This window comes from Streptomyces griseoviridis, from assembly GCF_005222485.1.
In the GTDB taxonomy this organism is placed as follows: domain Bacteria; phylum Actinomycetota; class Actinomycetes; order Streptomycetales; family Streptomycetaceae; genus Streptomyces; species Streptomyces hintoniae.
Genome location: NZ_CP029078.1, coordinates 4,481,022 through 4,506,413 on the forward strand (window position 1 = coordinate 4,481,022; position 25,392 = coordinate 4,506,413).

Consider the following 25,392-nt stretch of genomic DNA (forward strand, 5'->3'; position numbering starts at 1 on the left):
TGACACGTCGCGGGTCGGTTGGCAAGATGGCCCGAGCGGTCGGCAAGGTGCGGTAACAGGGAGGAAGCGTCTCGTGAGCAGCAGGCCATCCCGAGGCGCTGCTCGCCTCGCAGCGATACTCGACGCACTGCCCGACGCGTTGGTCCTGGTCAACGCCAACGGGACGGTCGTCAACGCGAACACCATCGCCCTTGAGGCCTTCGAGGCTCCGGGCACCGCGCTCGTCGGGCGCGGACTGCTCGATCTGCTGCCGCAGTTCGACTCCAAGCTGATCCCCGGTTCCATGCGCAGGCCCGACCACATGGACCCGCGCGGGCAGACCAAACCGACCCGGATGGTCGCGCGGCGCACCGACGGGACGGAGTTCCCGGTCGAGGTCACCAGCGCCAACCTGGAGAACGGGCAGCAGGCGTACGACAGTTACGGCTACAGCGGCGACGAGCTGCTGATGCTGGTCGTCAGGGACCTGACCGGCACCGTGGACACCGAGGCCGAACTGGCGCGCTCGCAGCGGCAGACCGAGATGATCCTGCGGGCCGCGAGCGAGGGCGTCGTCGGCACGGACACCGACGGGCGGATCGTGCTCGTCAACCCGGCCGCCGCGCAGATCCTCGGCTACCGCGCCAGCGACCTCGGCGGCAAGGAGCTGCACACCCTCGTCCTGCACTCGCGGGCCGACGGCGGGCCGTTCCCGTACGGGGAGTCGCCGCTCGCCGACACCCTGCGCTCCGGGCGCAAGCACCGGGTGCGCGGGCAGGTCGTCTGGTCCAAGTCCGGTGACCAGGTCTCCGTCGACCTGACGACGGCTCCGGTGCGCGACGGCGACCAGCTCGTCGGCGCCGTCATGACCTTCACCGACCGGCGGCCGTACGACGTGCTCGCCGAGGAGAAGGAGGAGGCCGAGCGGCGTCACCACGAGGACCTGGAGCGCCTCGACGAGGAGCACGCCTCCGAACTGACCGCCCTGCGCCAGAAGCACGTCACCGAACTCGAGGAACTGGCCGAGCGGCACGCCGAGGAGCTGGCCGCGGGCGAGGAGCGCATCGCCGCGCTCGGCGAGCGCGAGAAGGACCGCTACGAGGCCCTCGCCGGGCGTCACGAGCAGTTGCTGACGCTGCTCGGACGGTCGTTGCGCGGCCCGCTCGACGAGCTGCGCCGGGAGCTGGCCGCGCTCGCCGCCGACGACGCCGGGCAGTTGTGGCCCGAGGCCAACCAGGTGCTGCACCACCTCTCGGCCGGCTACTCCCGCATCACCACCCTCATCGACAACGTGCTCGGCTACCAGCTCCTCGACACCGGCGGCGAGACGGTCAGCCGCACCAAGGTGATGCTGGACGCCGTCGTCGCCGCCGGTGTGGACGGCGCCGTCGAGCTGATCGGCCCCGGCCGGGTGCAGTTCGCCGTGCACGCCCCGCCCATCGAGGCCGAGGTCGACCCGCAGCGGCTCGCCACCGCCCTCGCGCACCTCATCGCGGACGTCGCGGGCGTCGACGCCACCGGCAACACCCCCGTCTCCGCGGGCGGTTACCTGGACAACACCGTCGTCGTCGCGGCGGCGCAGCGCGGCGAGGTCGTACGGATCGAGGTGCGCGGCCCGTACGCGGGCGGCGACCCGGTGCACGAGCCGATCGTGCGCGGGATCGTGCGCGCCCACGGCGGAGTGCTCCAGACCCACGAGGTCCCGGGCATGAGCGGCAACGCGTTCGTCCTCGAGGTGCCCATCGGCGGTGGCGCGGGCGCCGTCCCGGTCGTGGCGCAGGAGGCGCCGCCCGCCGAGGAGCAGACCTCGGGCGGCGGCAGGCGACGCGCCCGGCGGGCCTCCGTCGACGCCTTCCTGGAGAGCGACGTTCCCGGTGACGGCGGTGAACCGGCCGGCGAGGGCGGTGCGCCCACCGGGCGGCGGCGCAGGCGGGCCGCGGAGGGTGCCCCCGGCGCGGACGCCGTGGCAGGACCCGGGGCCGTGCCTGGTGCAGGCGCTGTGCCTGGCGCGGGGGCCGGTGTCGGGGGCGCGCTTCCCGCGCTTGCCTCCTCCGCCGGGTCAGCCCCTTCGGCCGGGCTGGACGGGGCCGATGAGTTCGACGGGTTCGATGGGTTCGATGGGTTCGACGGGGCCCGTGATTCCGGTGGGGACGGTGGTACCGGGCGGCGGCGTGGGCGGGCCGCCGAGGGTGCCGTGGATCGCGGGGTCGCCGACACGGGGGTGCCCGGGGTTCCCGGGGCTCCGGGCGGGCCGGGGGGTCCGGGGGGTCCGGGGGGTCCGGGGGTCTCCGAAGGTGCCGTCGTCATGGCCGGGGAGCACGCGGCGGGCGCCGCGGCCGTCGGGACGGGGCTGGGTGGCACCGTTCCGCCGCGCGGTGTGCCCGCGCCCGGCGGGGGTCGCCGGGCTCTGAACGAGCACGGTGAGCAGCACGCCCTGCCGCCCGCCCTGCCCGCCGCCTCCGCACCTCAGCCGACGCCCCCGGGACAGCCCGTTCCGGTCGACGACCCGGGTCAGCCGAGCGGGCGGCGCCGGCGTGCCCTGGCCGCGGCCAACGAGCGCGCCGCGGCTCAGGAAGCCGCCCCGCGCCCGGTGTTCGCCCTGCCCCCGGCGGAGGCGGACCGCACCCCCGAGACGGCGGCCCGGCAGCACCTCCCGCACCAGGCGCAGCCTCAAGCACCAGCACAGGCCCAGCCGCAGCCGCCGGCACCTCGTCAGGCGCAGCCGATGCCGGGTGCGGTCGCGCCCGCGCCCGTTCAGATGCCGGGGCAGGCGCAGGCGCCGGGGCTCGCGCCCGTGCAGGGCAGGGGTCAGGCCCAGGGGCCGGTGCCCGCGCAGGGCCAGCCACCGCGGCTCGCGCCGGTCCAGGCGCAGGGGCCCGTTCCGGCGCAGGGCCTCGGGCCGGTCCCCGCGCAGGCGCCCGCGCTCGGCCAGCCGCAGCCGGGACCCGCCCAGCCGCAGGCCCCGGTGCCCGGCCAGGCGCCGGGTCAGCTGCCCGGTCAGGCGCACGGTCCGGTACCCGCCCAGGCGCAGGCCCCCCGGCCCCAGAACGCCGGTCAGCCCCAGCTCCAGCCGCCTCCCGGCCTGCCGCAGGCGACCGGCCAGCCCCAGGTCCCCGGTCAGCCGCAGGCAACCGGCCTGCCGCCGACGACCAGCCAGCCCCAGGTTTCCGGTCAGCCGCAGCCCGTCGCGCGGCCGCAGCTTCCCGGGCAGAGCGGGCAGGACGCCTCCGGTGACGCCCTGATCGACGACGGTCGGCACGACGCCGTTCCGCTCGACCAGGACGACGACCACACCCCGCCGCAGCCCCACCCCACCGCCGCGCCCACCGGACGCCGTCGCCGTGCCGTCGCGCAGCCGGGCGGCCCGGCCGGGACGCCCGCGCAGGGGACCGCCGTCGGGTCCGAGCAGGCGCAGCCGGTCGCCGCGCAGCCGCTGCCGCCCGCGTCCGCCGCGCCCGGTGGCCCCGCCCAGAACACCTCGGGGCAGCCGCTGCCGCTGCCCGCCGAGGCGACCGCGGCCCCGCTGCCTCCTGAGGCCCCGGCGCAACCCCGGCCCCAGCCGCTGCCCGCGGAGGCCGCCGCGCCGCCCGCGCCGCTCGACCCCAACTCCACCCAGGGGCGGTCGATCAGCGTCCGGACGCTCGGGCAGGGGGTGCCCTTCACGCGGCAGGCCGCCCAGGTGCAGTTGCCGACGGCGACGCCCCCGCCGCACCAGCCGAACGGCGGCGGCAGGCGCCGCAAGCTCGGTACGCCGCCCGACCCCGCCGCGGGCCGCCCGCACCCGACGGGCGAGCAGCCCGCCGCGCAGGCCCAGCCGCAGGCGCAGCCGTCCTCGCAGGCCGGGCAGTCGCGGCTCGCGCAGGGGACCGAGGGCAGCGGACGGTCGTACGCGATAGGCGCCCCCGACGTGAACGCCGATGAGGGGCCCGAGCCGTTGGACGGTCCCGGCGGCGCCGTCGAGGTCGCGGATCCGCCGCGTGCGCAGCCGTTGGACGACGAACTGCCGCCCGAGCCGCTCGACAACCCGCGTCGGCTGCTGGTCTGGCCCGCCCCTGATGTGACGACCCAGCAGGCGTTGAGCGACCGCGGCTACCGGCCGGTGATCGTGCACTCGCGCGAGGAGGTCGACGCGCAGATAGCGGCGTTCCCGGCCGCGCTGTTCGTGGACCCGCTGACCGGGCCGATCACCAGGACCGCGCTCCAGTCGCTGCGGCAGGCCGCGGTGGCCGCCGAGGTGCCCGTGATGGTGACGGCCGGGCTCGGGCAGGCGACCCGCGAGGCCGCGTACGGCGCCGACCCCGCCGTGCTGCTGAAGGCGCTCGCGCCCCGGGACAGCGAGCAGCATCCGCCGCGGGTGCTGCTGATCGAGGAGCACGCGGAGATCGCGCTCGCGCTGACGTCGACGCTGGAGCGGCGCGGGATGCAGGTCGCGCGGGCGGCGAGTGACGCCGACGCGGTGGCGCTGGCCGGGCAGTTGCGGCCGAACCTGGTCGTGATGGACCTGATGCAGGTGCACAGGCGGCAGTCGGGGTTCGCCGGGATCATCGACTGGCTGCGGGCGAACGGCCAGCTCAACAGGACCCCGTTGGTCGTCTACACGGCCGCCGTCGACCAGGCCGACCTGCCCAGGCTGGCCTCGGGCGAGACGGTCCTGTTCCTCGCCGAACGGTCCACGAGCCCCGAGGCGCAGAGCCGGATCGTCGACCTGCTGGCCCGGATAGGCACCAACTGACCTCCGGGCAACCGGAGTCCGGCCCCGGTCTCGGTCGGGACAGCTCGACCGGCCCGCCGGGTGCTGCTCAGGGCGCCACGATGCGGCGGGCCGCCTCCTTGATCGACGCGCGGAGGCGGTCGCGGTCCGTCGGGTCGGCGCCCGCCAGGATGCGGCTCATCTGCGGGACGACCGTCGCCCAGTTGGCCAGGGCGATCAGCAGAAAGAGCAGGTCGCGGGCCGGGATCGCGTCGCTGATGACACCCCGGTCCTGGCCGTCCTGGACGGCGGCGACCTTGCCGGTGTAGTGCGCCTGGCGCTCGCCCTCGTCGGGGAGTTCGGCGCTGCCGTACTCGATGCCCTCCCAGTAGAGGAGGCGCAGCAGTCCGGGGTGGACGGCGTGGTAGTCCATGAGCCGGTCGAGCCAGCCCTCTATGTCGTCCGGGTCGACCGGGACCGCCGCGGCCAGGTCGACCATGGACCGGCCGAGGACCTGTGAGAACAGCTCCGCCTTGTTGCCGAAGTAGGCGTAGATCAACTGCTTGTTGGCCTTCGCCGCGGACGCGATCCGGTCGATCCGGGCGCCCGCGATGCCGTACCGGGCGAACTCGGTGACCGCCGCCTCGAAGATCCGGGCCTTCGTCGCCTCGGGGTCCCTGCTTGCTGCCATGAGGGCAGGGTACCGCCGCAAGTAACCAACCATTTGGTTGACGGGGAATGCGGGGGCGCCGCAGACTGTTGCCGCCTTCGTTCCAACCAACCGGTTGGTTGCCGTCCCGCCCCGTCCCGCCCCGTCCCTCACACTCGCTCCTCCTCGCACTCGCGCCCTCGGCACACTCACTCCCTCCGCAGCCTCACTCCCTCCGCACCCTCCGTAACCGCCGCACCCTCCGCACCCTCCGTCCCAAGGAGCGCCTCGCCATGCCGTCCGAAGCCACCGCCGCGCGCACGAGTCCTCGGCAGGTCCGACGACCCCCGTCCGCGCTCCGGGACCGGATACTCCTCCCGCTCATCGCCGTCTGCACGGCCGTCACGGCCGCCAACATCTATCTCGCGGCGCCGCTCCTGCCGCTGATCGCGCACGACTTCGGCTCCACGCCGTCCGCCGTGGCCTGGGTCGCCTCGGTCGCGCAGTTCGGCTACGCGGCCGGGCTGTTGTTTTTCGCCCCGCTCGGCGACAGCGTCAGCCGGCGCCGGCTGGTCGCCGTCCTCTCCCTGGTCACCACGGCCGCGCTGGCCGTCGGCGCGCTGGCGCCCGGGATCGCCGCGCTCGCCGCCGCGGTGCTGGTGGCGTCCGCCGCCACCGTCGTCCCGCAACTGCTGGTGCCGCTGGTCGCCGAACGCGCCCCCGTCGACCGGCGGGCCCGTCATGTCGCCGCGGTGATCTCCGGACTGTTCACCGGGGTCGTCGCCGCCCGGGTGCTGGGCGGGCTGGTCGGGCAGGCGTTCGGCTGGCGGGCCGCCTTCGTGGGCGCGGCCGCGCTGACCGCCGTCCTCGGCCTGGCCACCGCCGCCGTCCTGCCGGTCGAGAGGCGACGGCGCGAGGGGCCGGTCTTCGCCGGGCTGGCCGCGATGCCGTCGCTGGTGCGCCGCTCGCCCGACCTGTGGCGGGCGTGCGTGCGGCAGGCCGGGATGTACGGCGCGTGGAGCGCCCTGTGGACGACGCTCGCGCTGCTGCTGACCGAGCGGCCGTACGGCCTCTCCACCGCGACCGCCGGCCTCTTCGGCCTCTTCGGACTCACCGCGAGCGTGGTCGCGCCGCTGGCCGGCGGTCTGGTCGACCGGTTCGGCGCCGCCAAGGTCGTCCGGTACGCGTATCTCCTCGCGGCGGTGTCCGTGCCGCTGTTCTGGCTGGGCGGGCAGGTGATGGCGGCGCTGTTCGTGGCCGCGATCGTGATCCACGCGGCGCTGGTCGCCTCGCACGTCGCCAACCAGACGCTCGCCCTCACCACCACCCGCTCCCCGGCCGCCGCCAACAGCGCCTACGTCGTGGCGGGCTTCGCGGGCGGCGCCACCGCCTCCGCGCTGGCCGGTCTCGCCTTCACCCACTGGGGCTGGGGCGGGGTCTGCGCGGTGGCGGGGACCTGGCTGGTGGCGGGGTGGGGGAGCACGGCTGTAAGGCGGTGACCCCCGGGACCCACGCGGGGAGTGACCACAGTGGACACGGCGGTACGACCGTACGGCCGTGCGACCGTACGGCGGTCCGACGGCGACCCCGTCACCGCTCGCGGGGGACCACCACGGTGATCCCCCGCCCGGCCCGCGTCAGGACCGTCGTCCCGGCGACCGTCTCAGAGTCGCGTCACGTCCAGGTCGCCGTCCGCGTACCGCCTGCGCAGCACCTTCTTGTCGAACTTGCCGACGCTCGTCTTCGGGACCGACTCGATGATCGTCCAGCGCTCCGGGAGCTGCCACTTGGCGATCCCGCCCTCCTCGGCGAGGAAGGCGCGCAGCGTCGTGAAGTCGGCGGTGGCGCCCTCCTTGAGGACGACCGTGGCCAGCGGGCGTTCGCCCCACTTGTCGTCCGGGACGGCGACGACGGCGGCCTCGGCCACGTCGGGGTGGGCCATCAGCGCGTTCTCCAGCTCGACCGAGGAGATCCACTCGCCGCCCGACTTGATGACGTCCTTGGCGCGGTCGGTGAGGGTGAGGTAGCCGTCCGGCGAGATGGTGCCGACGTCGCCGGTCTTCAGCCAGCCGTCCTCGCTGAACTTGTCGGCGGGGCGCAGCGGTTCGGCGTCCGGGCCGTTGTAGTAGGCGCCCGCGATCCAGTTGCCGCGCACCTCCAGCTCGCCCGCCGACTCGCCGTCCCAGGGCAGCCGCTCGCCGTCGGGTCCGGTGAGCCTGGCCTCGACGCCGGCCGGGAAGCGGCCCTGGGTGAGCCGGTACGCGAACTCCTCCGGCGTGCCGATCGCCTGGGCCGGCGGCCTGGCGACCGTGCCGAGCGGTGACGTCTCCGTCATGCCCCAGGCGTGGCAGACCCGCATGCCCAGGCGGTCGAAGGCCTCCATGAGGGCCGGCGGACAGGCCGAGCCGCCGATGGTCACCTGGGTGAGCGAGGTGACGTCGCGCGGGTGGGCGGTCAGCTCGGCGAGCAGGCCCTGCCAGATGGTGGGGACGGCCGCCGCGTGCGTCGGGCGCTCGCGTTCGATCATCTCGGCGAGCGGCACGGGTTGCAGGAAGCGGTCCGGCATCAGCATGTTGACGCCGGTCATGAAGGTGGCGTGGGGCAGTCCCCAGGCGTTCACATGGAACTGCGGGACGACGACCAGGGAGGTGTCCTGGTCGGTGAGGCCCATCGACTGGGCCATGTTGACCTGCATCGAGTGCAGGTAGATCGAACGGTGGCTGTACACCACGCCCTTGGGGTCGCCGGTGGTCCCGGAGGTGTAGCAGAGGGCGGCGGCCTGCCGTTCGTCCAGCTCGGGCCAGTCGTACGAGGTCGGCCGGCCGGCGATCAGGTCCTCGTACTCGTGGACGCGCGCGGTGGCGTCGGCGAGCGGGGCGCGGTCGCCCGGACCGCTCACCACCACGTGCTCGACCGTCTTGAGGTGCGGGAGCAGCGGGGCCAGGAGCGGGATCAGGGAGCCGTTGACGATCACCACGCGGTCGGCGGCGTGGTTGATGATCCAGGCCAGCTGCGCGGCCGGGAGCCTGAGGTTGAGGGTGTGCAGGACCGCGCCCATCGCCGGGATCGCGAAGTACGCCTCGACGTGCTCCGCGTTGTTCCACATCAGGGTCGCGACCCGGTCGTCGTCCGCGACGGCCAGTTCGTCGCGCAGGGCGTGCGCCAGCTGGGCGGCTCGGTCGCCGATCTCGGCGAAGCCGCGCCGGTGCGGCTCTCCTCCGCCGGACGCGCCGTCCGTCCAGGTGGTCACCTGCGATGCCCCGTGGATCGTCGACCCGTGGGTCAGGATCCTGGAGATCAACAGTGGTACGTCCTGCATCGTGCTCTGCACGGCGTCCTCCCGGGGCGACATTGCCGACGGCGGTGGGGTTTGCGCCGATTCTGCGCACGTACCGCGCGGTATGTCACTAGGTGCCGGTGATCGATCACGTCACGTCCGGCGGACATCTGCCCAGGATTGGGCGTATTACCGTACAAGCCCCAGCTCGGTGTCCTCGCGCAGCTTGCCGAGCGCACGCGACACCGCCGACTTCACCGTGCCCACCGAGACACCGAGGACCTCGGCGGTCTGCGCCTCGCTGAGGTCCTCGTAGTACCTGAGAACGACCATCGCCCGCTGCCGGGCCGGAAGTCTCGTGATCGCCCGCCACATCGCGTCGCGCAGCGCCTGCTGCTCGGCCGGGTCGTCGCCGGCCGGCAGCGGCTCGGGCTCGGGCAGCTCCTCGCACGCGAACTCGTCGACCCGGCGCTTGCGCCACTGCGAGGTGCGGGTGTTCAGCAGCGCGCGGCGGACATAGCCGTCCAGCGCGCGGTGGTCCTCGATCCGCTCCCAGGCGACGTACGTCTTGGTCAGCGCCGTCTGCAACAGGTCCTCGGCGTCGCACGGGTTCGCGGTCAGCGACCGGGCGGTCCGCAGCAGCACCGGCTGGCGGGCCCGCACGTAGGACGCGAACGACGGGTACGAGGGGGCCCGCGACGCGGGTTCGGCAGCCGCGGACGCGCTGGTGCAGACGAGTGTGGTCATGGATTCCACGCTAGGAGCGGGGGTGCCTCCGGCGGATCGGCCGCAGGTCCCGAAGCGGGGTCCCCCTCAGGTTGTAGGGGTGGTGCGGGCCCCACCTCCTGAAGGTGGAGGAACGGGTCGGGGGTACTGCGGGATGACCCCCGGCCCGCCCCTGATGACAGACCCCTGGAGGGCGGGAGCGGCACGGGCTCCGGAGGACGGGAGCGGCACGGCTTCTGGAGGGACCGGAGGGAGAGGCACGGCCCCTGGAGGGACCGGAGGGAGGGGCGCGCCCCGCCGCCAGCCGGTCAGCCGTAAGCCACCCGCCGCCCGCCGTCCGCCGCTCAGCCGTCCGCCGCTCAGCCGTCCGCCCGCCGCCCGCCGCCCGCCGCTCAGCCGTCCCCCGTCAGGATCAGCCCCGACGTCGGCACGCCGGTGCCCGCCGTCACCAGGATCCGTTCCGCGTCCGGCACCGGGTTCGCCGCCGTGCCGCGCAGTTGGCGCACGGCCTCCGCGATGCCGTTCATCCCGTGCAGGTACGCCTCCCCCAGCTGCCCGCCGTGCGTGTTGAGCGGCAGCGTCCGCCCGGCGACGAAGTCCGCCGCCTCGCCCTTCCCGCAGAACCCGAACTCCTCCAGCTGCATCAGCACGAACGGCGTGAAGTGGTCGTAGAGGATCGCCACGTCGATGTCGGCGGGGGTGAGCCCGGAGGCGCGCCAGAGCCGGCGGGCGACGACCTCCGTCTCGGGCAGCCCGGTCAGGTCGTCGCGGTAGTAGCTGGTCATCTGCTCCTGGCCGCGCCCGGCGCCCTGGGCCGCCGCCGTGACGACGGCCGGCCGCCGGGCCAGGTCCCTGGCCCGCTCCACCGAGGTGACGACGATCGCCTGGCCGCCGTCGGTCTCCTGGCAGCAGTCGAGCAGCCGCAGCGGTTCGACGATCCAGCGGGAGGCCGCGTGGTCGGCGAGGGTGAGGGGGCGGCCGTAGAAGTAGGCCGCCGGGTTCGTCGCCGCGTACATCCGGTCGACGACGGCGACCTGGCCGAACGCCTCCGGGGTCAGCCCGTAGGCGTGCAGATACCTGCGCGCGGCCATCGCCACCCAGGAGGCGGGGGTGAGCAGCCCGAACGGCAGCGCCCAGCCGAGCGCCGCGCCCTCCGCCGACGGCTCCCGGTGCCGCACCCCCGAACCGAACCGGCGCCCCGAGCGCTCGTTGAACGCCCGGTAGCAGACGACGACTTCGGCGACGCCGGTCGCCACGGCGAGCGCCGCCTGCTGGACCGTCGCGCAGGCCGCGCCGCCGCCGTAGTGGACCCGGGAGAAGAAGGACAGCTCGCCGATCCCGCACGCCTGGGCGACGGTGATCTCCGGGCTGGTGTCCATCGTGAACGTCACCATGCCGTCGACGTCCGCCGCGGTGAGCCCGGCGTCGGCGAGCGCGGCCCGCACCGCCTCCGCCGCCAGCCGCAGCTCGCTGCGCCCCGAGTCCTTGGAGAACTCGGTGGCGCCGATCCCCACGATCGCCGCCCGCCCGCCGAGGCCGTCCCGCCCGCGCGCCCTCACCGACGGCCTCCCGACGACGGGACGACGACGGTGGCGGTGCCGGTGACGTGGTGCCCGAGGCCGTTGACCCCGACCACCCGGACGGTCACGACGTCCCGGGCACCGGTTCCGTCGCCTGACCTGCCGGCTCCCTCAGCGCCGTCGGTGTCGGGCGCGACCTCCTCCACCGTCCCGGTCAACACCAGTGTGTCACCGGGGTGGTTGGGGGCGCCGAGTCTGATCGCCAGCCGGCGCAGGACGGTCTCGGGGCCGAAGCGGTCGGTGAGGTAGCGTCCGACCAGGCCGTTGGTCGTGAGGATGTTCATGAAGATGTCCGGGGAGCCCTTGCTCCTCGCGGCCTCGGCGTCGTGGTGCACGTCCTGGAAGTCCCGGGAGGCCAGGGCCCCGGCGACGATCAGGGTGCGGGTCACGGGTATCTCCAGCGGCGCCAGCGTCTCCCCCGCGCGCACGGTCATACCCCCACCGCCTCTCGGACGCGGAACACGGGGAGCGTCAACTCATCGTCGTAGGAACGGAATTCGACGGCGACGGGCAGGCCGACACGCACCTCGTCGTGCGGCACCCCGACCACGTTGCTGATCATCCGCACGCCCTCCGCCAACTCGATCAGGGCGACCGCGTAGGGCGGTTCGAAGGCCGGGAACGGCGGATGGTGCATGACGACGTACGAGTAGACCGTGCCCGCGCCGCTCGCCTCGACCGGCGTCCACTCCGGGCTGCCGCAGCCACCGCAGCCGGGGAGCCAGGGGAAGCGGAGGGCGGCGCAGGCGGCACAGCGCTGGATGAGGAGGCGGTGGTCGCGGACGCCCTCCCAGAAACCGGCGTTGTCGCGGTTGACGACGGGCCGGGGCCTGCGGGTGTCCGCGCCGCCGCCCCGCTCCGGACTCGCTTCCCGCGGGGCGTACTTGAGGATGCGGAAGCGGTGGGTGCCGACCAGGCGGGGGCCGACCCGGACGTCCATCCGGGTCGTGACGAAGTAGCCGGTGCCCAGCTTGGTCGTCTTGCGCGCGGAGACGGACTCGATGACGGCGTCGAAGCTCACCTCGTCGCCCGGGTGCAGGGGGTGGAGGTACTCCTGCTCGCAGTCGGTGGCGACGACGGAGGCGCAGCCGGCGTCGTCGAGGGCGGCGAGCAGTTCGACGTAGGGCCCGGTGCGGCTGTTGCGGCCGTCGAGGCCGGCCATCGTCCAGGCCTGGAGCATGGTGGGCGGCGCGACGGCGTCCGGTCCCCGGTAGCCGGGGTGGGCGTCGCCCATCGCCTCGCACCAGTGCCTGATCATGGCCGGGTTGACGGGATCGCGCCCGCGCCCCGAGACGGCGGCAGGCTGCCCCTCGTACCGCTTGAGCAGCGCGCCGAACGGGTCGTCGACACTCTCGGTTCCTTCTTCGCTCCTCGCCACGGTTTCTGACTGTCCGTCAGATCTGATGACCTGTCAAGGCATGCCTTTGCGACCGGACATGGGGAGCGCCGCCGCATCTACCGGGGGCGGGGAAGGGGCGACGGCAGGGCAAGGAGAGGAGAGGGCGAGAGGGCGGCGGAAACGCCTGTGCGGCGGCGCCGAAGCACCGCCGCACAGACGTGTCACCACCCCACGAAGGACACCCCGGCCATCAGGGGCGGCTCACCACAGGCGGTTGAAGTGGACGAGCACGTTCTCGTTGCCCTGGTTGACGGCGGTGAAGGCGGAGCCCTTGACCTGGGCGGTGTTGCTCTGGTTCGAGGCCCCGGAGCCGACCGCGTTCTGCTGTGTGGTCGCCAGGTTGCCGGTGTTGTCGTGGCCGACGCCACTGCCGACGATGCTCGCGACACCGGCGTTCGATCCGTCGGCCGCGAAGCCACCGTTGTCCGCCGCCGCGACGCCGGTGAACAGGGCGGCTGCGAGCGGGAGGGCGGAGACGGCGGCGATGACGCGGGCGGTACGGATGCTTGCCATGTTTCTTCCTCCAGAACCCGGCTGTCGCCGGAAGTACGTCAAGTAAGGCTCTTTCCGAGGCAGTTGGCCGACCGTCTCGGTGTGTTGCACGACGTCGCGGAATCAGAGTTGCCCACCGCACCCCGATGAACCACCTCGGAAGAGACGATTCCCCCTCAAGTGCTACGACAAGTCGATAAACCCTTTTCGCTACCTCTTCCACAGAGACAGGACAGAGGCCGCGTTAACGACCCAAGCGGCACATAGGGTGAACCGTTTCGCCAGATCCTGACCGACCCCGGCGGAACCCGGCGCACCGAGACCGCCCCTCTTCCTTTTTTCGAACGTGAGTACGAAAATAAAATCATGGCCACCGACCGGCAGGCCACGAGGCCGGCCCTCGCGCACGCCCTGTCAGCCGCGGACCGCGGACTGGCGGTGATCCCCCTGTCCCGAACGAAGCTCCCGGCACTCCGCTCACCCCACCGGGAGGAGACCGGGGACGGAGGGGGAGGCGAAGGTGGAGACCGGGGCCGGGGCGAAGGTGGGGGTGGGCGCCGAGGCGAAAGTGGGGGCCATGGCCGGGGCGAAGGTGGGGGCCGGGGCGAGGGCGTCGCCCGGCCCGCCCGGCCCTGTCACGGTGAGTGCGGGCGTCCCGGGCACGGGGTGTACGACGCCTCGACCGACCCGGCCCGCATCCGGGCGCTGTTCGCCGCGGCGCCCTGGGCGACCGGCTACGGCATCGCGTGCGGGCTGCCCCCGCACCACCTCATCGGCGTCGACCTGGACACGAAGCCCGGCACGGACGCGTCGGCGAACCTGCGCGCGCTGGCGCGGCGCCACCTGTTCACGATCCCCGAGACGGTGGTCGTCCTGACCCCGAGCGGTGGCCGCCACCTCTGGCTCACCGGCCCAGCGGACGCCGTCGTCCCCAACTCGGCGGGCCGGCTGGCCCCCGGCATCGACATCAGGGGCGCGGGCGGCTACCTGGTGGGCCCAGGCTCCCGTACGGACCACGGCGTCTACAGCACGGCACCGGGCACGGACCGGCTGGCTCCCGCGCCCTGCCCGGTCCCCCTCCTGCGGCTCCTGCTGCCCCCGCCGCGCCCGCTCCACCCGAGGTCGGCACCGGCGGACGGCGGCTACCACGGGCAGGGCCTGGTCCAGTTCGTACGGTCGGCGCGGCCCGGCCAACGCAACACCCGCCTCTTCTGGGCGGCGTGCCGCGCCTACGAGAACGGCATCGGCCCGTCCCTGACCGGCCCCCTCCTGGACGCGGCCCGCGCGACGGGCCTGACCGAGCGGGAGGCCAGGGGGACGATCGCGTCGGCGGCACGGATGACGGGACACCGGGGGTAGGAGATCAGGACAGGGCCGGGGACAGGACTGAAGCCACGGACCCGGGGACAGCCCGGGTGAGGGGCTGTGCCGGAAGGCCGACCAGGCCGCCGCGGCACCTCCCACGGCCGACGGAACGCGCGTCGGCGTGCTCCGGCCGGTCGCCCCGGTCGCCCCCGGTGGTCACCCGGAGGTGCGGCGGAGGACGAGCGTGAGGAAGCCGAAGCTGTCGCGGTAGCCGCGCAGCCACTGGGAGCGGTGGGTGGTGGCGGCGTCGAGGACGTCGGCGCTGTCGGGGTCGTCGGGGTGGTCGAGCGCCCACGTCGCCAGGGAGCCGGTGTGGCACCACTCGAAGTCGTCGAGTTCCTGACGGGTGCTGATGTGCCCGAAGACCGGGGTCCAGCCGTGGGCGACGACGTGGTCCACGGTGGTCGCCAGGTCCTCGTACTCGCCCAGCACCTCGCGTGCCGCGGTGGTGGGTTCGCGCTCCCAGTAGGCGTCGCCGACCAGGACCAGGCCACCGGGGGCGAGATGGCCGCGGGCGGCGTCGAGGGTGGGCAGGAGTCCGCCGAAGGCATGGGCGGCACCGACGCTGAGCACGGCGTCGAAACGCCCGTCGGACGCGAACTCCGCGGCGTCCTGGTGGTGGAGGACGAGCCGCCGCTCGACGCCCAGAGCGGCCGCCTCCTTCCGGGCCTTCGCGAGAGCCTGGGCCGAGTTGTCGACGCCCACGGCGGTCACGTCGGGATGCTCGACCAGAGTCCGCAACAGCCAGGCCGCCTCACCGCAGCCGAGGTCGAGCACGTGTGCGTCGCCCCGGCCGACGGTCCGACGGAGCAGCCGGCGCACCGACTCGTCGTCGAGCGGGCTGTTGACGGGGTGGTCGGCGTGCGCCAGCTGAGAGATCTTGTCCCGGTCCATGGCGCGCAGCCTGACAGCGCCGCCCGCCCGCCGCACCCGCTTTACCCGCCACCGGACGGAGACCGGGCGACGGCACCCTGACCCTGTCCCGCGTGCGAGGCCCGGAGGCGGTGCGGATCGACGCCGGTCAACGTGACCGGGCGGAAGCGCACCGGTGATGACCTGGGGTGCGCACCTTCGAGCTGTCCTGGCTACATGTGCGGGACGTCCCACGACCGAGGTCGCACGTCCGGTGCCCACTCGGGCCGGTAGTCCGGATGGTCCGCGTAGGGCAGTGCGAGCAGTCTCAGCACCGCGTCGTTGCCGAAGGCCCCGTCCGGGCGCTCGTCGATGGCCCGTGCGTGGCGCTCGCAGATGACATCAGGGTCGTACTCATCCCCGTAGGGATCGAAGTGGACGCTGTTGGTGCAGGGGTGGCCCGGATGGGGATCAGTGGCGTCGGGCCGGTACTTGTCGAGGATGCCGAGCTTGGCCCGCACCTCGCGACGGACCCGAGCCGGGTTGTGGCGGGCTATGTGAAGGGCCTCCAGGTGGTCGGGGACGCCGGTGTCGGGGACCACGATCCAGCCGGTCGACTTCTCCTCGATCGGCCCCTCCTGCCCAAGCCGCCCGCGCATCAGCCACTCGCCTCCGCCGTGCGTAGCCACCGCCATCTCGGCGAAGGCGTCGTCCTCATCGAGTCGGGCACGCAGGAAATCGACCAAGTCGTCATTCACGTGCTACTCCCGGGCAGGCGTGCAGCGGCCCGGCAGAGTTTAGCCAGCGAGCCCCGCGGCCGGAGCCCTGTCGACAGGGAAGACGCGAAGGCCCGCCCGCCTGAAAGGCATCAACACCCTGCCCCCTGCCCCTGCCCCACTCAAGATCACGCCAGCCCTGCCGCGATGGCGCGGCGGACGGCGTCGGCGCGGTCCTGGATGCCGGTCTTGGCGAACAGGTTGTTGATGTGGGTCTTGACCGTGGCCTCGCTGATGAAGAGGTTCTCGGCGATGGCCCGGTTGGGCAGGCCCCGGCCGATGAGGGTGAGCACCTCGCGTTCGCGGCGGGTGAGGTCGGGCGGGAGCGGCTGCGCGTCGGCCGTGGGGCGGGTGCGGACGGTGGCCAGGAGGCGGTTCTGCACCTCGTGGTCGAGCACGGACTGTCCCGCTGCGGCGGCCCGGATCGCGCGGACGATGTCCTGACGTCCCGCGTTCTTCGTCAGATAGCCGCGGGCGCCGGCGCTCAGGGCGGCCAGGATCGAGTCGTCGTCGGCGAAGGTGGTCAGCACGACCACGGCCGTACCCGGGTGCTCCTCGCTCAGCCGGCGAGTGGTCTCGATCCCGTCCATCACCGGCATGCGCAGGTCCATCAGGACGACGTCGACCGGCGCGGCGGCCACGGCGGCGAGCACCTCGGTGCCGTCGGCGGCGGCGGCCACGACGTCGATGTCCGCGGTCATGTCGAGCACCGCGGCCAGCGGCTCGCGGACGGCGGCCTGGTCGTCGGCGACGACCACCCTCAGCGTGCGCTCGGCGGGCGGGTCCTGCGGGGCGGGTGGCTCCTGGGCCGGTTCGTTCGTCGTCATCCTCGGATCACTGCCTCCACCTGCCAGCCGCCCCGGTCCTCTCCCTCGGTGAGGGGACCCGCGGTGAGGGTGCCGCCCAGCAGGGCGACGCGTTCGCGCATTCCTATCAGCCCCATGCCGCTGCCGACGCCCGCGCTCGGCTCACCGGTCGGGGGTCCGTTGCGGACGGTGAGGGTCGTCGACGCGGTGTCGAACGTCAACTCCACCGCGATCTCGGCCCCGGGAGCGTGCCGGGCCGCGTTGGTCAGCGCCTCCTGCGCGATGCGCAGCACGTTCTGGGTGACCTGCGCCGGCAGTTCGCGGACGGTCCCGGTGACGGTCAGCGCCTCCCGGTGGCCGGACGACTCGATCATGGCGGTCAGGCTCTCGAGCAGTGGCAGAGAGTCCTCGCGCAACGCGTGCACGGTCCACTGGGCCTGCTTCAGGCTCTCCTTGACGAGGCTCTGCGCCGTGTTGTGCGCGGCGCGGACCTTCTCCAGGTCACCGGTGTCGATCAGGGCGTCCGCCAGCTCCAGGTGCATGTTGATCCCGGCCAGTGAGTGCGCCAGCACATCGTGGACGTCCCGGGCGATGCGGCCGCGTTCGGTGAGCACGGCCGTCCGCGCCTCGGCCCGCGCGGCCCGCTCGGCGGACTCGGCGGCCTGGAGCTTCGCCTCCACCGCCTGCTGCTTGCTGCGGCCCAGGATTCCGGCCACCACCGGGATACCCGTGCTGAGGCCGAAGGTCCACGTCATGACCTGGTGGTCGGGGCCGACGTAGAAGTAGAAGACAGCGCCGCACAGCAGGCTGGAGAGGGCCGCGACCGCCAGGGCCTGCTTGAGGGGGAGCCGGTAGCCGGCGTGGCCGACGAGGAAGTAGGCGAAGAGGTAGCCGGAGCCGGCGTCGCTCACTTCGAGCAGGGCGGCCGACGCCACGACACCGGCGGTCAGCCAGAGGAGCGCGGCCCGGGGCGGGAGGTCGGGCGGCAGATGCCTGGCGAGCAGGGCGGCGGAGTTGACCACCAGCAGGGCGACCACGGCCAGGCCCTGACCGCTGACGCCCACCGGCCGGACGGTGGCGACGGCGATGGCGACGATCAGCAGGGTGACGGCCCACTGGAGACCGGCGTCGTAGCGGAGCACGGCCCGAGGGCCGGGCTCCCGTTCGGAAGCCGGCCCGGGGAGTGAGGGGTTGTCGTAGGCGGACACGGCGCGACGATAACCCGGACTCAGACCGACCGGTCCGCGGCGACCGCGGCGCGCGGTCCGGCCGCGACCGGCTGCCGCTGCTCCCGGGTGGCCATGCGGCCACGGAGGAATATGGTGCCCAGCCGCGTGACCACCTCGGTGAGCGCCATCAGCACGAACGCGGCCACCCACGCGTCCCCCGTGGTGATCTGGTGGGCCAGGCTGAAGCGGGCCACGTCGTCGGCGCCACCGTGGTCGACCCACAGCTGGAACCCCATCCGCGCCCCCATGCCCAGCACCCACAGGGCCGCGGAGACGGCGCCCGCCTTGATGAACAGATGCGTGCCGACCTGGCGTACACGGGTGTACACGCCACCCGCGATGCCGAGGGCCGCCCCGACGGCGACGAGCGCGCCGATCAGCACCAGGTCGTTGCCGGCCGTGGGCACGCTGTCCAGATAACTGTGCGCGACGAACGCCACGATCCCCAGCGGGATCAGATACGTCTTGGCATCCAGCCGGTCCTCCCGCAACTGCCGGAAGACGACGAGGAGAAGGGCGATGTCAGTGATCCAGTCGGTCGTTGTCATGCAACAAGCCTGCTCGCCCGCCCCCGTCCACACCTGGACCCGTGGGTGGAACTACGGGTGGAGTTCGGGGGGGCGCTCGGGTGGACAGCGAGCGGGGGGGCGGGGGGCGGGGGGGCGGGCCGTCGGGGGGCTGATGACGTCGACGTCGTCGGCGGCGAGCGGGGGCGGCCGGGGGACGACCCGGGGGACGGCGGACGTCGATGGTGGCGAGCGGGGCGGGCCGGGGGACGACCCAGGGGGCCGCGGACGGCGTCGGCGGCGACCGGGGGCGGCCGGGGAGAGGGCGGACGTCGTCGCGCCTGCCGGTCGTGCGATGCCGGACGCCCAGAGACGGCGGTACACCTGGTCCGGGAGGCGCAGCGGCTCGGCGGACAGAAGAGTGTCCCCTCGCCCGCGGACGTGGCTGTACGCGGCGGAGGCGGAGATCTGCGCCCGAGCCGGGCTCGCGGACGACTGCGACCAGGCCCTCGATCGGGCGATGCGGCACCTGCCCGCCGGCGAAGACGCCCGCGATCCCGACATGCTGAGCATTTTCCTCAACGAGGGCCACCTCACCAGATGGCGCGGAAGCGCCCTGGCCCTGATCGGCGACGCCGAAGCGGTGAACAGCCTCTACACCGCGCTGGACACGACCGACCCCACGTTCATCAGAGCATCAGCGGGACTGCACTGCGACCTGGCCCAGGCGCACTGGGCCCGCGGCGAGTACGGCGAGGCGCAGAAGCACCTCCGCAAGGCCCGACTGGTGGCGAGCCGCACCGGATCGGTACGGCTCGCCACATCATCAGGACGCGATCCTGGTCGTCGATGACCGCGGCGATGGCCGCGTGGTGGAGCTTCACCACGTGGTGCTCGAAGACCCAAGCTCCGAGCTTCAGCCGGATGTCGGGTGACCCGTTGCTGCCCCGCCGTTCAGCGCGTTGCTGATCTCCGAAAGGCGGGGCGCGGGCAGAGCGAACGCGTTGCTGGGGTTCCGGTGCGAGTGCCCACCGGCATTGATGCGGACGCCGTCTTCCAGCCACCAGTGAGCGGGAGTCCATTGGCCCTGGTGCTCAAGGAGCATCCTCGCCACTTCGGCGGGCTCCTCGATCACGGTGAGAGCAGTGAGCGCGCTGGTGAGGGCGGCGGTTGCGTCGCCGGGAAGATGAGCGTCGCCAAGTGTGGGGAAGAGCAGCAGGAGACGGGCGTCGGGGTCGTCAACGCCCTCGGTCGCCGGCTGTCGAGCAGCAGACAGCAACTCCGACCAGGCCATACCAGGCCCCATGAAGTGACCGTCGTCCACGGCAAGGGTCTCCGCTGTGGACCACGCCGGGTGATGTATCAGGTAGTCCACCCCATGGTCGCCCTCGATGTTGCGGTAGACGACGTGGATGGTGTGCCCGGAGGACAGAGGCACGCTGAACACCGGCCACTCACGCTCGGCGGACAGCACCCGATACAGCTTCATGGCCGCGTCCCAATCCGCACCGAACGCAGCTCGCTGCGCGTCCTCACCGCGCAAACAGGTGCCGAGGTGCACGGGCCAGAAGAACGGATCGGCCAGGTAAGCAGTGCCCTGGACCAGAGGGCCGTCTTCGTATCCGGGGATCTTCAGCACGTGAGGATGATGGCACGAGGGACGGACACCCCCTCGGGGCTGGAGCTTCCGTCCCGTCTCAGTCTCCATCCCATTGCTTCCGGCACGCCGCCGTCTCGTTCTGGATCAGTGGCCTGGTGGACCCGGTGGAAGTCGCGTACCGAGCCGGCCACCGCGTCGCCGTGCTGTACCGCTTCTACGCCAAGATCCTCAAGGGTGCTTCGGCGCACGCCAACAGCCTCATCCAGCAGGGGGTGAAGGCGGAGGAAGCGGAGTGAGTCCGGCCCACGGCTGGCCCACACGCACTGGTCAGAGGCGGTACACCCCCGATCCAGAGTGAGACAGGGTGAGCAGAAAGGGCGCGATCCCCGACGGGGGTTCGCGCCCTCTGACCAGCTACTTCGATGACCTCTGCGCGGAGGCGGTGGGATTTGAACCCACGGTGACATCGCTGCCACGACGGTTTTCAAGACCGTTCCCTTAGGCCGCTCGGGCACGCCTCCCCGCGCCGGCCGGTGATCGGCGGCGCGGGGACAAGAGTAACGGGTCGGTACGCGCGCGTGCCGGTCAGCTGTCGCCGTCTCGGGTGGCCAGCGTGAGTTGCACCGTGTGGGTCTTGCCGCCCCGTTCGTAGGTGATCGTGACCTTGTCGCCGGGCTTGTGGGTCCAGATCTCGCCGATCAGGGTGGGGCCCGAGTCGATGACGTGGTCGTCGAGCTTGGTGATGACGTCGCCCGGCTTCAGTCCCGCCTCGGCCGCGGGGCCGCCCGCCTCGACCGCGTCCGAGCCGCTCGCGCCCTGCTCGGTGATCTTCGCGCCGCCCGCGGAGTCCTCCAGGGACACCGACGCGCCGATCTTCGCGTACACCGGCTTGCCGGTCTTGATCAGCTGCTGGGCCACGTACTTGGCCTGGTTGATCGGGATCGCGAAGCCCAGGCCGATCGAGCCGGACTGGCTGGAGCCGCCGAGGCCGCCGCTGCCGGTGGACTGGATCGCGGAGTTGATGCCGATCACGTTGCCCTGGGCGTCGAGGAGGGGGCCTCCCGAGTTGCCCGGGTTGATCGAGGCGTCCGTCTGGAGGGCGCTCATGTACGACGCGTTGGAGCCGCTGCCGTCGCTGGAGGCGACCGGGCGGTTCTTGGCGCTGATGATGCCCGTGGTGACCGTGTTGGACAGGCCGAACGGCGCGCCGATCGCGATCGTCGAGTCCCCGACGGCGACCTTGTCGGAGTCGCCGAGGGTCAGCGGCTTGAGGTCCGACGGCGCGTTCTTCAGCTTGATGACGGCGACGTCGTAGCCCTGCGCGTGGCCGACCACCTCGGCGTCGTACTTCTTGCCGTCGGGGAAGGTCGCCGACAGCTTGCCGCCGCCCACCGCGTCGGCGACGACGTGGTTGTTGGTGACGATGTGGCCCTGCTTGTCGAAGACGAAACCGGTGCCGGTGCCGCCCTCGCCGCTGCTGGACTCGGCCTCGATGGTGACCGTGCTGGGCAGCGACTTGGCCGCCACGCCCGCGATGGTGCCCGGGTCCCGCTTGACGGCGCCGCCGCTGGTGGACGCGGAGACGGTCGTCGAGCCGCCGCCGTCGTCGTTGTTCTTGGCCAGGGTGTAGCCGACCCCGCCGCCGAGACCGCCGGCCACCAGGGCGGCGATCAGGATCGCGACGGCCAGGCCACCGCGCCCGCGGCCGGACTTGGGGGCGGGCTGCTGGGGATACGCGGCGCCCCACACGTCGGTCCCACCGGTCCCGCCGGCTCCACCGGTACCGCCGGCACCGCCGGACCCGTCGATTCCGCCGGACCCGTCACCCGTGCCGGCCGCGCCCGCGCCCTGGTACGCGTACGCCGGTGTGGCGGGCGGCGGGGGCGGCCAGGACGCGTCGGGCGCCGAAGCGCCGTACGGCGGGCGGTGCGGGTCGCCGTGGGCGGCCTGCGGAGCCGTCGCGCCCTCGGCGCCCGGGTAGCCGGGCGCCGGCGCGGGGGCGCCCTGGGGCACCGGCGGGATCGGGGTCGTGGGGGCGCCGGCGGCCCCGTCGGCGGCCGTGCGCTCCTGGGGTGCGGGGGCAGCGGGAGCGTCCACCGGCACGGGGGGTGCGGACGGGGCCGGTGGTACCGCGGTGCCCTCGTTCTCGGTGCTCACAGCTTCTCTCCTCGATCCACGGCTGTTGTTCTCGGTCGCACTCGGTCACGCTCGTTCTCGTTGGTCGACGGCCCGGCGCGCTTCAGCTGTGCATGTCCTTTTGTATGCCGTCAGCTTTTCCCATGAGCCGTCAGGGCACCATAAGCTGGGCCTGTGGGTGTACGGCTATTCCTTATATAGGTCATGACGGTACAAAAGGCTGCAATTCGGATTCCGCCGATCGCCCACCAGGTCCTTTACGCGGACACACCCGCCACCGCCCCGCCCACGATGGCACCATGACGCGGTGACCCACGCACGGCAGCACCGGATCCAAGTCGTCGCCCACCGCGGAGCCTCCGAAGACGCTCCCGAGCACACCCTGGCCGCGTACAAGAAGGCGATCGAGGACGGTGCGGACGCCCTCGAATGCGATGTGCGGCTGACGGCCGACGGACACCTCGTCTGCGTCCACGACCGCCGCGTCAACCGTACGTCCAACGGCCGCGGCGCGGTCTCCGCGCTGGAGCTGGCCGACCTCGCCGCCCTGGACTTCGGCTCCTGGAAGGCGCGCGACGAGGCGCCCGACTGGGAGTTCGGCGCGGACGACCGCGCCGACACCTCCGTCCTCACCCTCGAGCGGCTGCTCGAACTGGTCGCGGACGCCGGGCGGCGGGTGGAGCTGGCGATCGAGACCAAGCACCCCACGCGCTGGGCGGGGCAGGTGGAGGAGCGGCTGCTGCTGCTCCTGAAGCGGTTCGGCCTCGACGCCCCCGCCTCCGCCGCCGACTCCCCGGTCCGCGTGATGAGCTTCTCGGCCCGCTCGCTGCACCGCGTGCGGGCCGCGTCGCCGACCCTGCCGACGGTCTATCTGACGCAGTTCCTCTCACCCCGGCTGCGGGACGGACGGCTCCCCGCGGGCATCCGGATCGCGGGCCCCTCGCTGCGGATCGTACGCAGCCACCCGGGATATGTGGAGCGGCTCAAAAGGGCCGGCCACCAGGTGCACGTGTGGACCGTCAACGAGCCCGAGGACGTCGACCTCTGCGTCGAACTGGGCATCGACGCCATCATCACCAACCGGCCAGGTCCGGTCCTGCGCCGCCTCGGCCGCTGAGGCGCCGCCGGCCGGAACCCGCCGACCGGTGAAGACCTGACGGCACACCGCGGCCCACGGCCCCCTCCGCCGTCATTCCCCGACCACACCCCAGGGCCCAAATCAGGCCAAACGGCTACAGGGTGTGCACCGGCGCGTTCGGTGCGTGTTCGAACGCGGTGAATGCGTCGTCGGACCCGATGCGGCCGGTTTCCGGCACAGGCGGGTGGGGCATCCACACCGTGGCGTGGGGCGAAGGAGGTGTCGGGGGTGGCGTTGGTGATGGCACAGGAAGTGCCCGCGTCGTCGAGCATGGCCGTTCCCCACGGTCCTGCGGGCGTGGGCGAGGCACGACACCGGATGCGGGAACAACTACGTGTCGGCGGGGTGTCGGACACGGTCATCGACGATGCCGTTCTGATCCTGTCCGAACTGCTGAGCAACGCGTGCAGACACGGCCGCCCGCTGGGCGACGCCCTCGCGGGGGACGGCGACGTCCGGGCCGCCTGGAACGTCGACCTCGGCGGCCGGCTCACCGTGGAGGTGACGGACGGCGGCGGCCCGACCCGCCCGGCTCCGGCCACCCCGTCGGTGACCGCGCACGGCGGCCGCGGCCTGAACATCATCACCGCGCTGGCCGACGACTGGGGCGTCAGGGACGACGCCCGCGGCGAGGTCACCGTCTGGGCGGTGGTCCACAAGGACGTCCACGATCCCGATGCCGGCTACCGCGGGGACGATTTCGCTACGCGCGTCACCGCCCCGTCGCCCCGCCCGCTGGCGACGACCCTGCCCGCGCTGGACTTCGCGGACGCCTTCGACGACCTCGACTGAACGACGTCACCGGCCCGGCGCCCGGAACGGCGCCCGGCACGGCGCCCGGCACGGCGCCCGGCACGACGGCGGCCCGGCACCCGGCACGACGGCCGGCACGACGGGCCGGGCCCTCGCCGCGCACCGGGCCCTCGCCGCAGGCCGGGCCCCCAGCACTGGTCGAGCCATCTCCACGGACCGGCCGGTGTCCACAGGCAGCCCCTGTCCACAGGCGGCCGTGTCCGCGGTCCTGGCGGTGTCCACAGGCAGGCCCCGCCCGCACGCAGGCCCTGTCCACATGCGGCCGGTGTCCACAGGCAAGCCGTGTCCACGGACCGGCCCCTGTCCACAAAGGGAGTGTTGTCCACAGGCTCCCGACGCTTTTGGCTCGAACGGCTAGGCTCCCGCCGTACCAGACGAGCCGTAATCGGGAGACACCCACGATGGCCAAGAAGCAACCCCAGACGAAGGCCAAGCGCCCGCAGCTGAAGGACGCGGAGATCCCGGTGGTCGGCGCGCGCGAGCCCTGCCCCTGCGGCAGCGGCCGGCGCTACAAGGCCTGCCACGGGCGGGCCGCCTCGCACGCCGTCACCGAGCTGGTGCACCGGCCCTTCGAAGGGCTCCCCGGCGAGTGCGACTGGGTGGCGCTGCGCGAGCTGGTCCCCGCCGCCACCGTCGAGCTGCCCCTGAAGGACGGCCTGCCCGAGGGCGTTCCCTCGGTCACCCTCGCCACCGTCCTGCCGATGGCGTGGCCCGCGCTGCGCCGGGAGGACGGCTCGGTCCTGCTCGGCCTCCAGAACGACACGGCGTCCGGCGACATCAGCCGCGACCTCGCCGACACCCTCGTGCGCGCGCTCGACGCTGCGCCCGGCTCGCCGGTGCAGGGCCGCCGGGCCCCCGCCGAGGGTCCCCGGTTGCAGGATCTGCTGGACCCCGCAGGCGCGTTCGAGCCAGTTGTGCACAGCGGCTTCGAGTTCTGGGTCCCGGACGCGGAGAACGCCACGCCGGAGGTCACCGCCTCCCTCGAGCGGGCCAACGCCGCCGCCATCCCCACGGTGCGCCTCGCGGGCGTCGACGCCGCCTACTGGTGCGAGACGCCGGACAAGAACCACCTGCGCTGGGTCATGCCGTACCCGGAGGAGCAGCTTCTGGACGCTCTCGCGCGGCTGCACGCGGCGGGCCGCTCCAGTCTCGGCGAAGGCACCCGTCTGGTGGGCTCCTTCCGCGCTCACGGGCTCACCGTGCCGGTCTGGGACCTGCCGAGCGGGGTCGGCGCGGAGGATGTCGAGAAGCCGGCCGCCGAGTTCGCCGACCGGCTCGCCGAGGCGCTCGCGGCGGACGCGCCGCTGACTGCCGACGAGCGTCGGGCACGTGGCGGACTGACCAACCGGCAGGTCACGCTGAGTTGACGGGCGGTGTCG

At 73.3% G+C, this 25,392-nt stretch carries 21 protein-coding genes, 1 tRNA gene and 2 pseudogenes; 8 read left to right on the top strand and 16 right to left on the bottom strand.

Annotation, left to right across the window (positions count from 1 at the left end):
• Nucleotides 1–73: 73 nt before the first annotated feature.
• Nucleotides 74–4,711 (top strand): PAS domain-containing protein, encoded by a 4,638-nt coding sequence (locus DDJ31_RS19090; RefSeq protein ID WP_127179094.1) that lies wholly within the window; start codon nt 74–76, stop codon nt 4,709–4,711.
• Between the two features lie 67 nt (nt 4,712–4,778).
• On the opposite strand, the gene DDJ31_RS19095 is transcribed toward DDJ31_RS19090, so the two are convergent.
• Nucleotides 4,779–5,360, bottom strand: coding sequence for a TetR family transcriptional regulator (locus DDJ31_RS19095; protein ID WP_127179093.1), 582 nt, complete (start codon nt 5,358–5,360; stop codon nt 4,779–4,781).
• Between the two features lie 251 nt (nt 5,361–5,611).
• On the opposite strand from DDJ31_RS19095, the gene DDJ31_RS19100 reads away from it, so the two are divergent.
• Nucleotides 5,612–6,817, top strand: coding sequence for an MFS transporter (locus DDJ31_RS19100; protein ID WP_127179092.1), 1,206 nt, complete (start codon nt 5,612–5,614; stop codon nt 6,815–6,817).
• 164 nt (nt 6,818–6,981) lie between these two features.
• Here DDJ31_RS19100 and DDJ31_RS19105 read toward each other — a convergent pair whose 3' ends face one another.
• The 6 genes from DDJ31_RS19105 to DDJ31_RS19130 form a co-directional block, all read right to left on the bottom strand.
• Nucleotides 6,982–8,670, bottom strand: a complete 1,689-nt coding sequence (locus tag DDJ31_RS19105; protein ID WP_127179091.1) for a long-chain fatty acid--CoA ligase — start codon at nt 8,668–8,670, stop codon at nt 6,982–6,984.
• 114 nt (nt 8,671–8,784) lie between these two features.
• Nucleotides 8,785–9,342, bottom strand: coding sequence for a SigE family RNA polymerase sigma factor (locus DDJ31_RS19110; RefSeq protein WP_127179090.1), 558 nt, complete (start codon nt 9,340–9,342; stop codon nt 8,785–8,787).
• A gap of 371 nt (nt 9,343–9,713) precedes the next feature.
• Nucleotides 9,714–10,880 (bottom strand): lipid-transfer protein, encoded by a 1,167-nt coding sequence (locus tag DDJ31_RS19115; protein ID WP_127179089.1) that lies wholly within the window; start codon nt 10,878–10,880, stop codon nt 9,714–9,716.
• Nucleotides 10,877–11,329 (bottom strand): MaoC/PaaZ C-terminal domain-containing protein, encoded by a 453-nt coding sequence (locus DDJ31_RS19120; protein ID WP_431029201.1) that lies wholly within the window; start codon nt 11,327–11,329, stop codon nt 10,877–10,879. Before DDJ31_RS19120 ends, DDJ31_RS19115 begins: the two co-directional genes overlap by 4 nt.
• Before the next feature lie 2 nt (nt 11,330–11,331).
• On the bottom strand, nt 11,332–12,279 hold the full coding sequence (locus tag DDJ31_RS19125; RefSeq protein WP_127179087.1) for a bifunctional MaoC family dehydratase N-terminal/OB-fold nucleic acid binding domain-containing protein: 948 nt from the start codon (nt 12,277–12,279) through the stop codon (nt 11,332–11,334).
• A gap of 222 nt (nt 12,280–12,501) precedes the next feature.
• Nucleotides 12,502–12,813, bottom strand: a complete 312-nt coding sequence (locus tag DDJ31_RS19130) for a hypothetical protein (protein ID WP_127179086.1) — start codon at nt 12,811–12,813, stop codon at nt 12,502–12,504.
• Nucleotides 12,814–13,158: 345 nt separating this feature from the next.
• Between DDJ31_RS19130 and DDJ31_RS19135 the strand changes: the two genes are divergently transcribed.
• On the top strand, nt 13,159–14,151 hold the full coding sequence (locus DDJ31_RS19135) for a bifunctional DNA primase/polymerase (RefSeq protein ID WP_206280679.1): 993 nt from the start codon (nt 13,159–13,161) through the stop codon (nt 14,149–14,151).
• 162 nt (nt 14,152–14,313) lie between these two features.
• Here the strand turns inward: DDJ31_RS19135 and DDJ31_RS19140 are convergent, their stop codons facing one another.
• The 5 genes from DDJ31_RS19140 to DDJ31_RS19160 form a co-directional block, all read right to left on the bottom strand.
• Nucleotides 14,314–15,051, bottom strand: a complete 738-nt coding sequence (locus tag DDJ31_RS19140) for an SAM-dependent methyltransferase (RefSeq protein ID WP_127179084.1) — start codon at nt 15,049–15,051, stop codon at nt 14,314–14,316.
• A gap of 191 nt (nt 15,052–15,242) precedes the next feature.
• On the bottom strand, nt 15,243–15,767 hold the full coding sequence (locus DDJ31_RS19145) for a DUF6221 family protein (protein WP_127179083.1): 525 nt from the start codon (nt 15,765–15,767) through the stop codon (nt 15,243–15,245).
• A 146-nt stretch (nt 15,768–15,913) separates the two neighbouring features.
• Nucleotides 15,914–16,612, bottom strand: coding sequence for a response regulator (locus DDJ31_RS19150; protein ID WP_127179082.1), 699 nt, complete (start codon nt 16,610–16,612; stop codon nt 15,914–15,916).
• Entirely contained in the window at nt 16,609–17,799 is a 1,191-nt protein-coding gene (locus DDJ31_RS19155) for a sensor histidine kinase (protein WP_127179081.1), read from the bottom strand. The genes DDJ31_RS19150 and DDJ31_RS19155 overlap by 4 nt, the downstream gene beginning before the upstream one ends.
• 20 nt (nt 17,800–17,819) lie before the next feature.
• Entirely contained in the window at nt 17,820–18,368 is a 549-nt protein-coding gene (locus DDJ31_RS19160; RefSeq protein WP_127179080.1) for a hypothetical protein, read from the bottom strand.
• A 309-nt stretch (nt 18,369–18,677) separates the two neighbouring features.
• On the opposite strand from DDJ31_RS19160, the pseudogene DDJ31_RS19165 reads away from it, so the two are divergent.
• Nucleotides 18,678–19,179 (top strand): annotated as a pseudogene (locus DDJ31_RS19165) (XRE family transcriptional regulator); the annotation flags it as partial.
• Here DDJ31_RS19165 and DDJ31_RS39235 read toward each other — a convergent pair.
• A pseudogene (locus DDJ31_RS39235) lies at nt 19,142–19,225 on the bottom strand (NUDIX hydrolase); the annotation flags it as partial. The pseudogenes DDJ31_RS19165 and DDJ31_RS39235 sit on opposite strands and share 38 nt — an antisense overlap.
• A 17-nt stretch (nt 19,226–19,242) precedes the next feature.
• Nucleotides 19,243–19,965, bottom strand: a complete 723-nt coding sequence (locus tag DDJ31_RS19170; RefSeq protein WP_127179079.1) for a hypothetical protein — start codon at nt 19,963–19,965, stop codon at nt 19,243–19,245.
• 125 nt (nt 19,966–20,090) lie between these two features.
• On the opposite strand from DDJ31_RS19170, the gene DDJ31_RS39695 reads away from it, so the two are divergent.
• On the top strand, nt 20,091–20,222 hold the full coding sequence (locus DDJ31_RS39695; RefSeq protein ID WP_276319306.1) for a hypothetical protein: 132 nt from the start codon (nt 20,091–20,093) through the stop codon (nt 20,220–20,222).
• Between the two features lie 138 nt (nt 20,223–20,360).
• On the opposite strand, the gene DDJ31_RS19175 is transcribed toward DDJ31_RS39695, so the two are convergent.
• Together DDJ31_RS19175 and DDJ31_RS19180 are read right to left on the bottom strand one after the other, a co-directional pair.
• Nucleotides 20,361–20,447 (bottom strand) — tRNA-Ser (locus DDJ31_RS19175).
• A 64-nt stretch (nt 20,448–20,511) separates the two neighbouring features.
• Nucleotides 20,512–22,083: a S1C family serine protease gene (locus DDJ31_RS19180; RefSeq protein WP_127179077.1), complete on the bottom strand. Its 1,572-nt coding sequence runs from the start codon at nt 22,081–22,083 to the stop codon at nt 20,512–20,514.
• Nucleotides 22,084–22,369: 286 nt separating this feature from the next.
• Here DDJ31_RS19180 and DDJ31_RS19185 point away from each other — a divergent pair, with 286 nt between their 5' ends.
• The 3 genes from DDJ31_RS19185 to DDJ31_RS19195 all read left to right on the top strand — a co-directional run bounded on the left by DDJ31_RS19185 (nt 22,370) and on the right by DDJ31_RS19195 (nt 25,380).
• Nucleotides 22,370–23,179, top strand: a complete 810-nt coding sequence (locus DDJ31_RS19185) for a glycerophosphodiester phosphodiesterase (RefSeq protein WP_127179076.1) — start codon at nt 22,370–22,372, stop codon at nt 23,177–23,179.
• A 162-nt stretch (nt 23,180–23,341) separates the two neighbouring features.
• Nucleotides 23,342–23,992 carry an ATP-binding protein gene (locus tag DDJ31_RS19190; protein WP_127179075.1) on the top strand — a complete coding sequence of 217 codons (651 nt, stop codon included), beginning with the start codon at nt 23,342–23,344 and terminating at the stop codon, nt 23,990–23,992.
• Between the two features lie 422 nt (nt 23,993–24,414).
• Nucleotides 24,415–25,380 carry a DUF5926 family protein gene (locus tag DDJ31_RS19195; RefSeq protein WP_127179074.1) on the top strand — a complete coding sequence of 322 codons (966 nt, stop codon included), beginning with the start codon at nt 24,415–24,417 and terminating at the stop codon, nt 25,378–25,380.
• Nucleotides 25,381–25,392 lie beyond the last annotated feature (12 nt).

What these genes read in the sequence shown, in the direction of transcription:
- DDJ31_RS19095 (WP_127179093.1), bottom strand. Translation starts at nt 5,360, where the DNA reads ATGGCAGCAAGCAGGGACCCCGAGGCGACGAAGGCCCGGATCTTCGAG.
- DDJ31_RS19100 (WP_127179092.1), top strand. Translation starts at nt 5,612, where the DNA reads ATGCCGTCCGAAGCCACCGCCGCGCGCACGAGTCCTCGGCAGGTCCGA.
- DDJ31_RS19105 (WP_127179091.1), bottom strand. Translation starts at nt 8,670, where the DNA reads ATGTCGCCCCGGGAGGACGCCGTGCAGAGCACGATGCAGGACGTACCA.
- DDJ31_RS19110 (WP_127179090.1), bottom strand. Translation starts at nt 9,342, where the DNA reads ATGACCACACTCGTCTGCACCAGCGCGTCCGCGGCTGCCGAACCCGCG.
- DDJ31_RS19130 (WP_127179086.1), bottom strand. Translation starts at nt 12,813, where the DNA reads ATGGCAAGCATCCGTACCGCCCGCGTCATCGCCGCCGTCTCCGCCCTC.
- DDJ31_RS19135 (WP_206280679.1), top strand. Translation starts at nt 13,159, where the DNA reads ATGGCCACCGACCGGCAGGCCACGAGGCCGGCCCTCGCGCACGCCCTG.
- DDJ31_RS19140 (WP_127179084.1), bottom strand. Translation starts at nt 15,051, where the DNA reads ATGGACCGGGACAAGATCTCTCAGCTGGCGCACGCCGACCACCCCGTC.
- DDJ31_RS19150 (WP_127179082.1), bottom strand. Translation starts at nt 16,612, where the DNA reads ATGACGACGAACGAACCGGCCCAGGAGCCACCCGCCCCGCAGGACCCG.
- DDJ31_RS19160 (WP_127179080.1), bottom strand. Translation starts at nt 18,368, where the DNA reads ATGACAACGACCGACTGGATCACTGACATCGCCCTTCTCCTCGTCGTC.
- DDJ31_RS19190 (WP_127179075.1), top strand. Translation starts at nt 23,342, where the DNA reads ATGCGTCGTCGGACCCGATGCGGCCGGTTTCCGGCACAGGCGGGTGGG.
- DDJ31_RS19195 (WP_127179074.1), top strand. Translation starts at nt 24,415, where the DNA reads ATGGCCAAGAAGCAACCCCAGACGAAGGCCAAGCGCCCGCAGCTGAAG.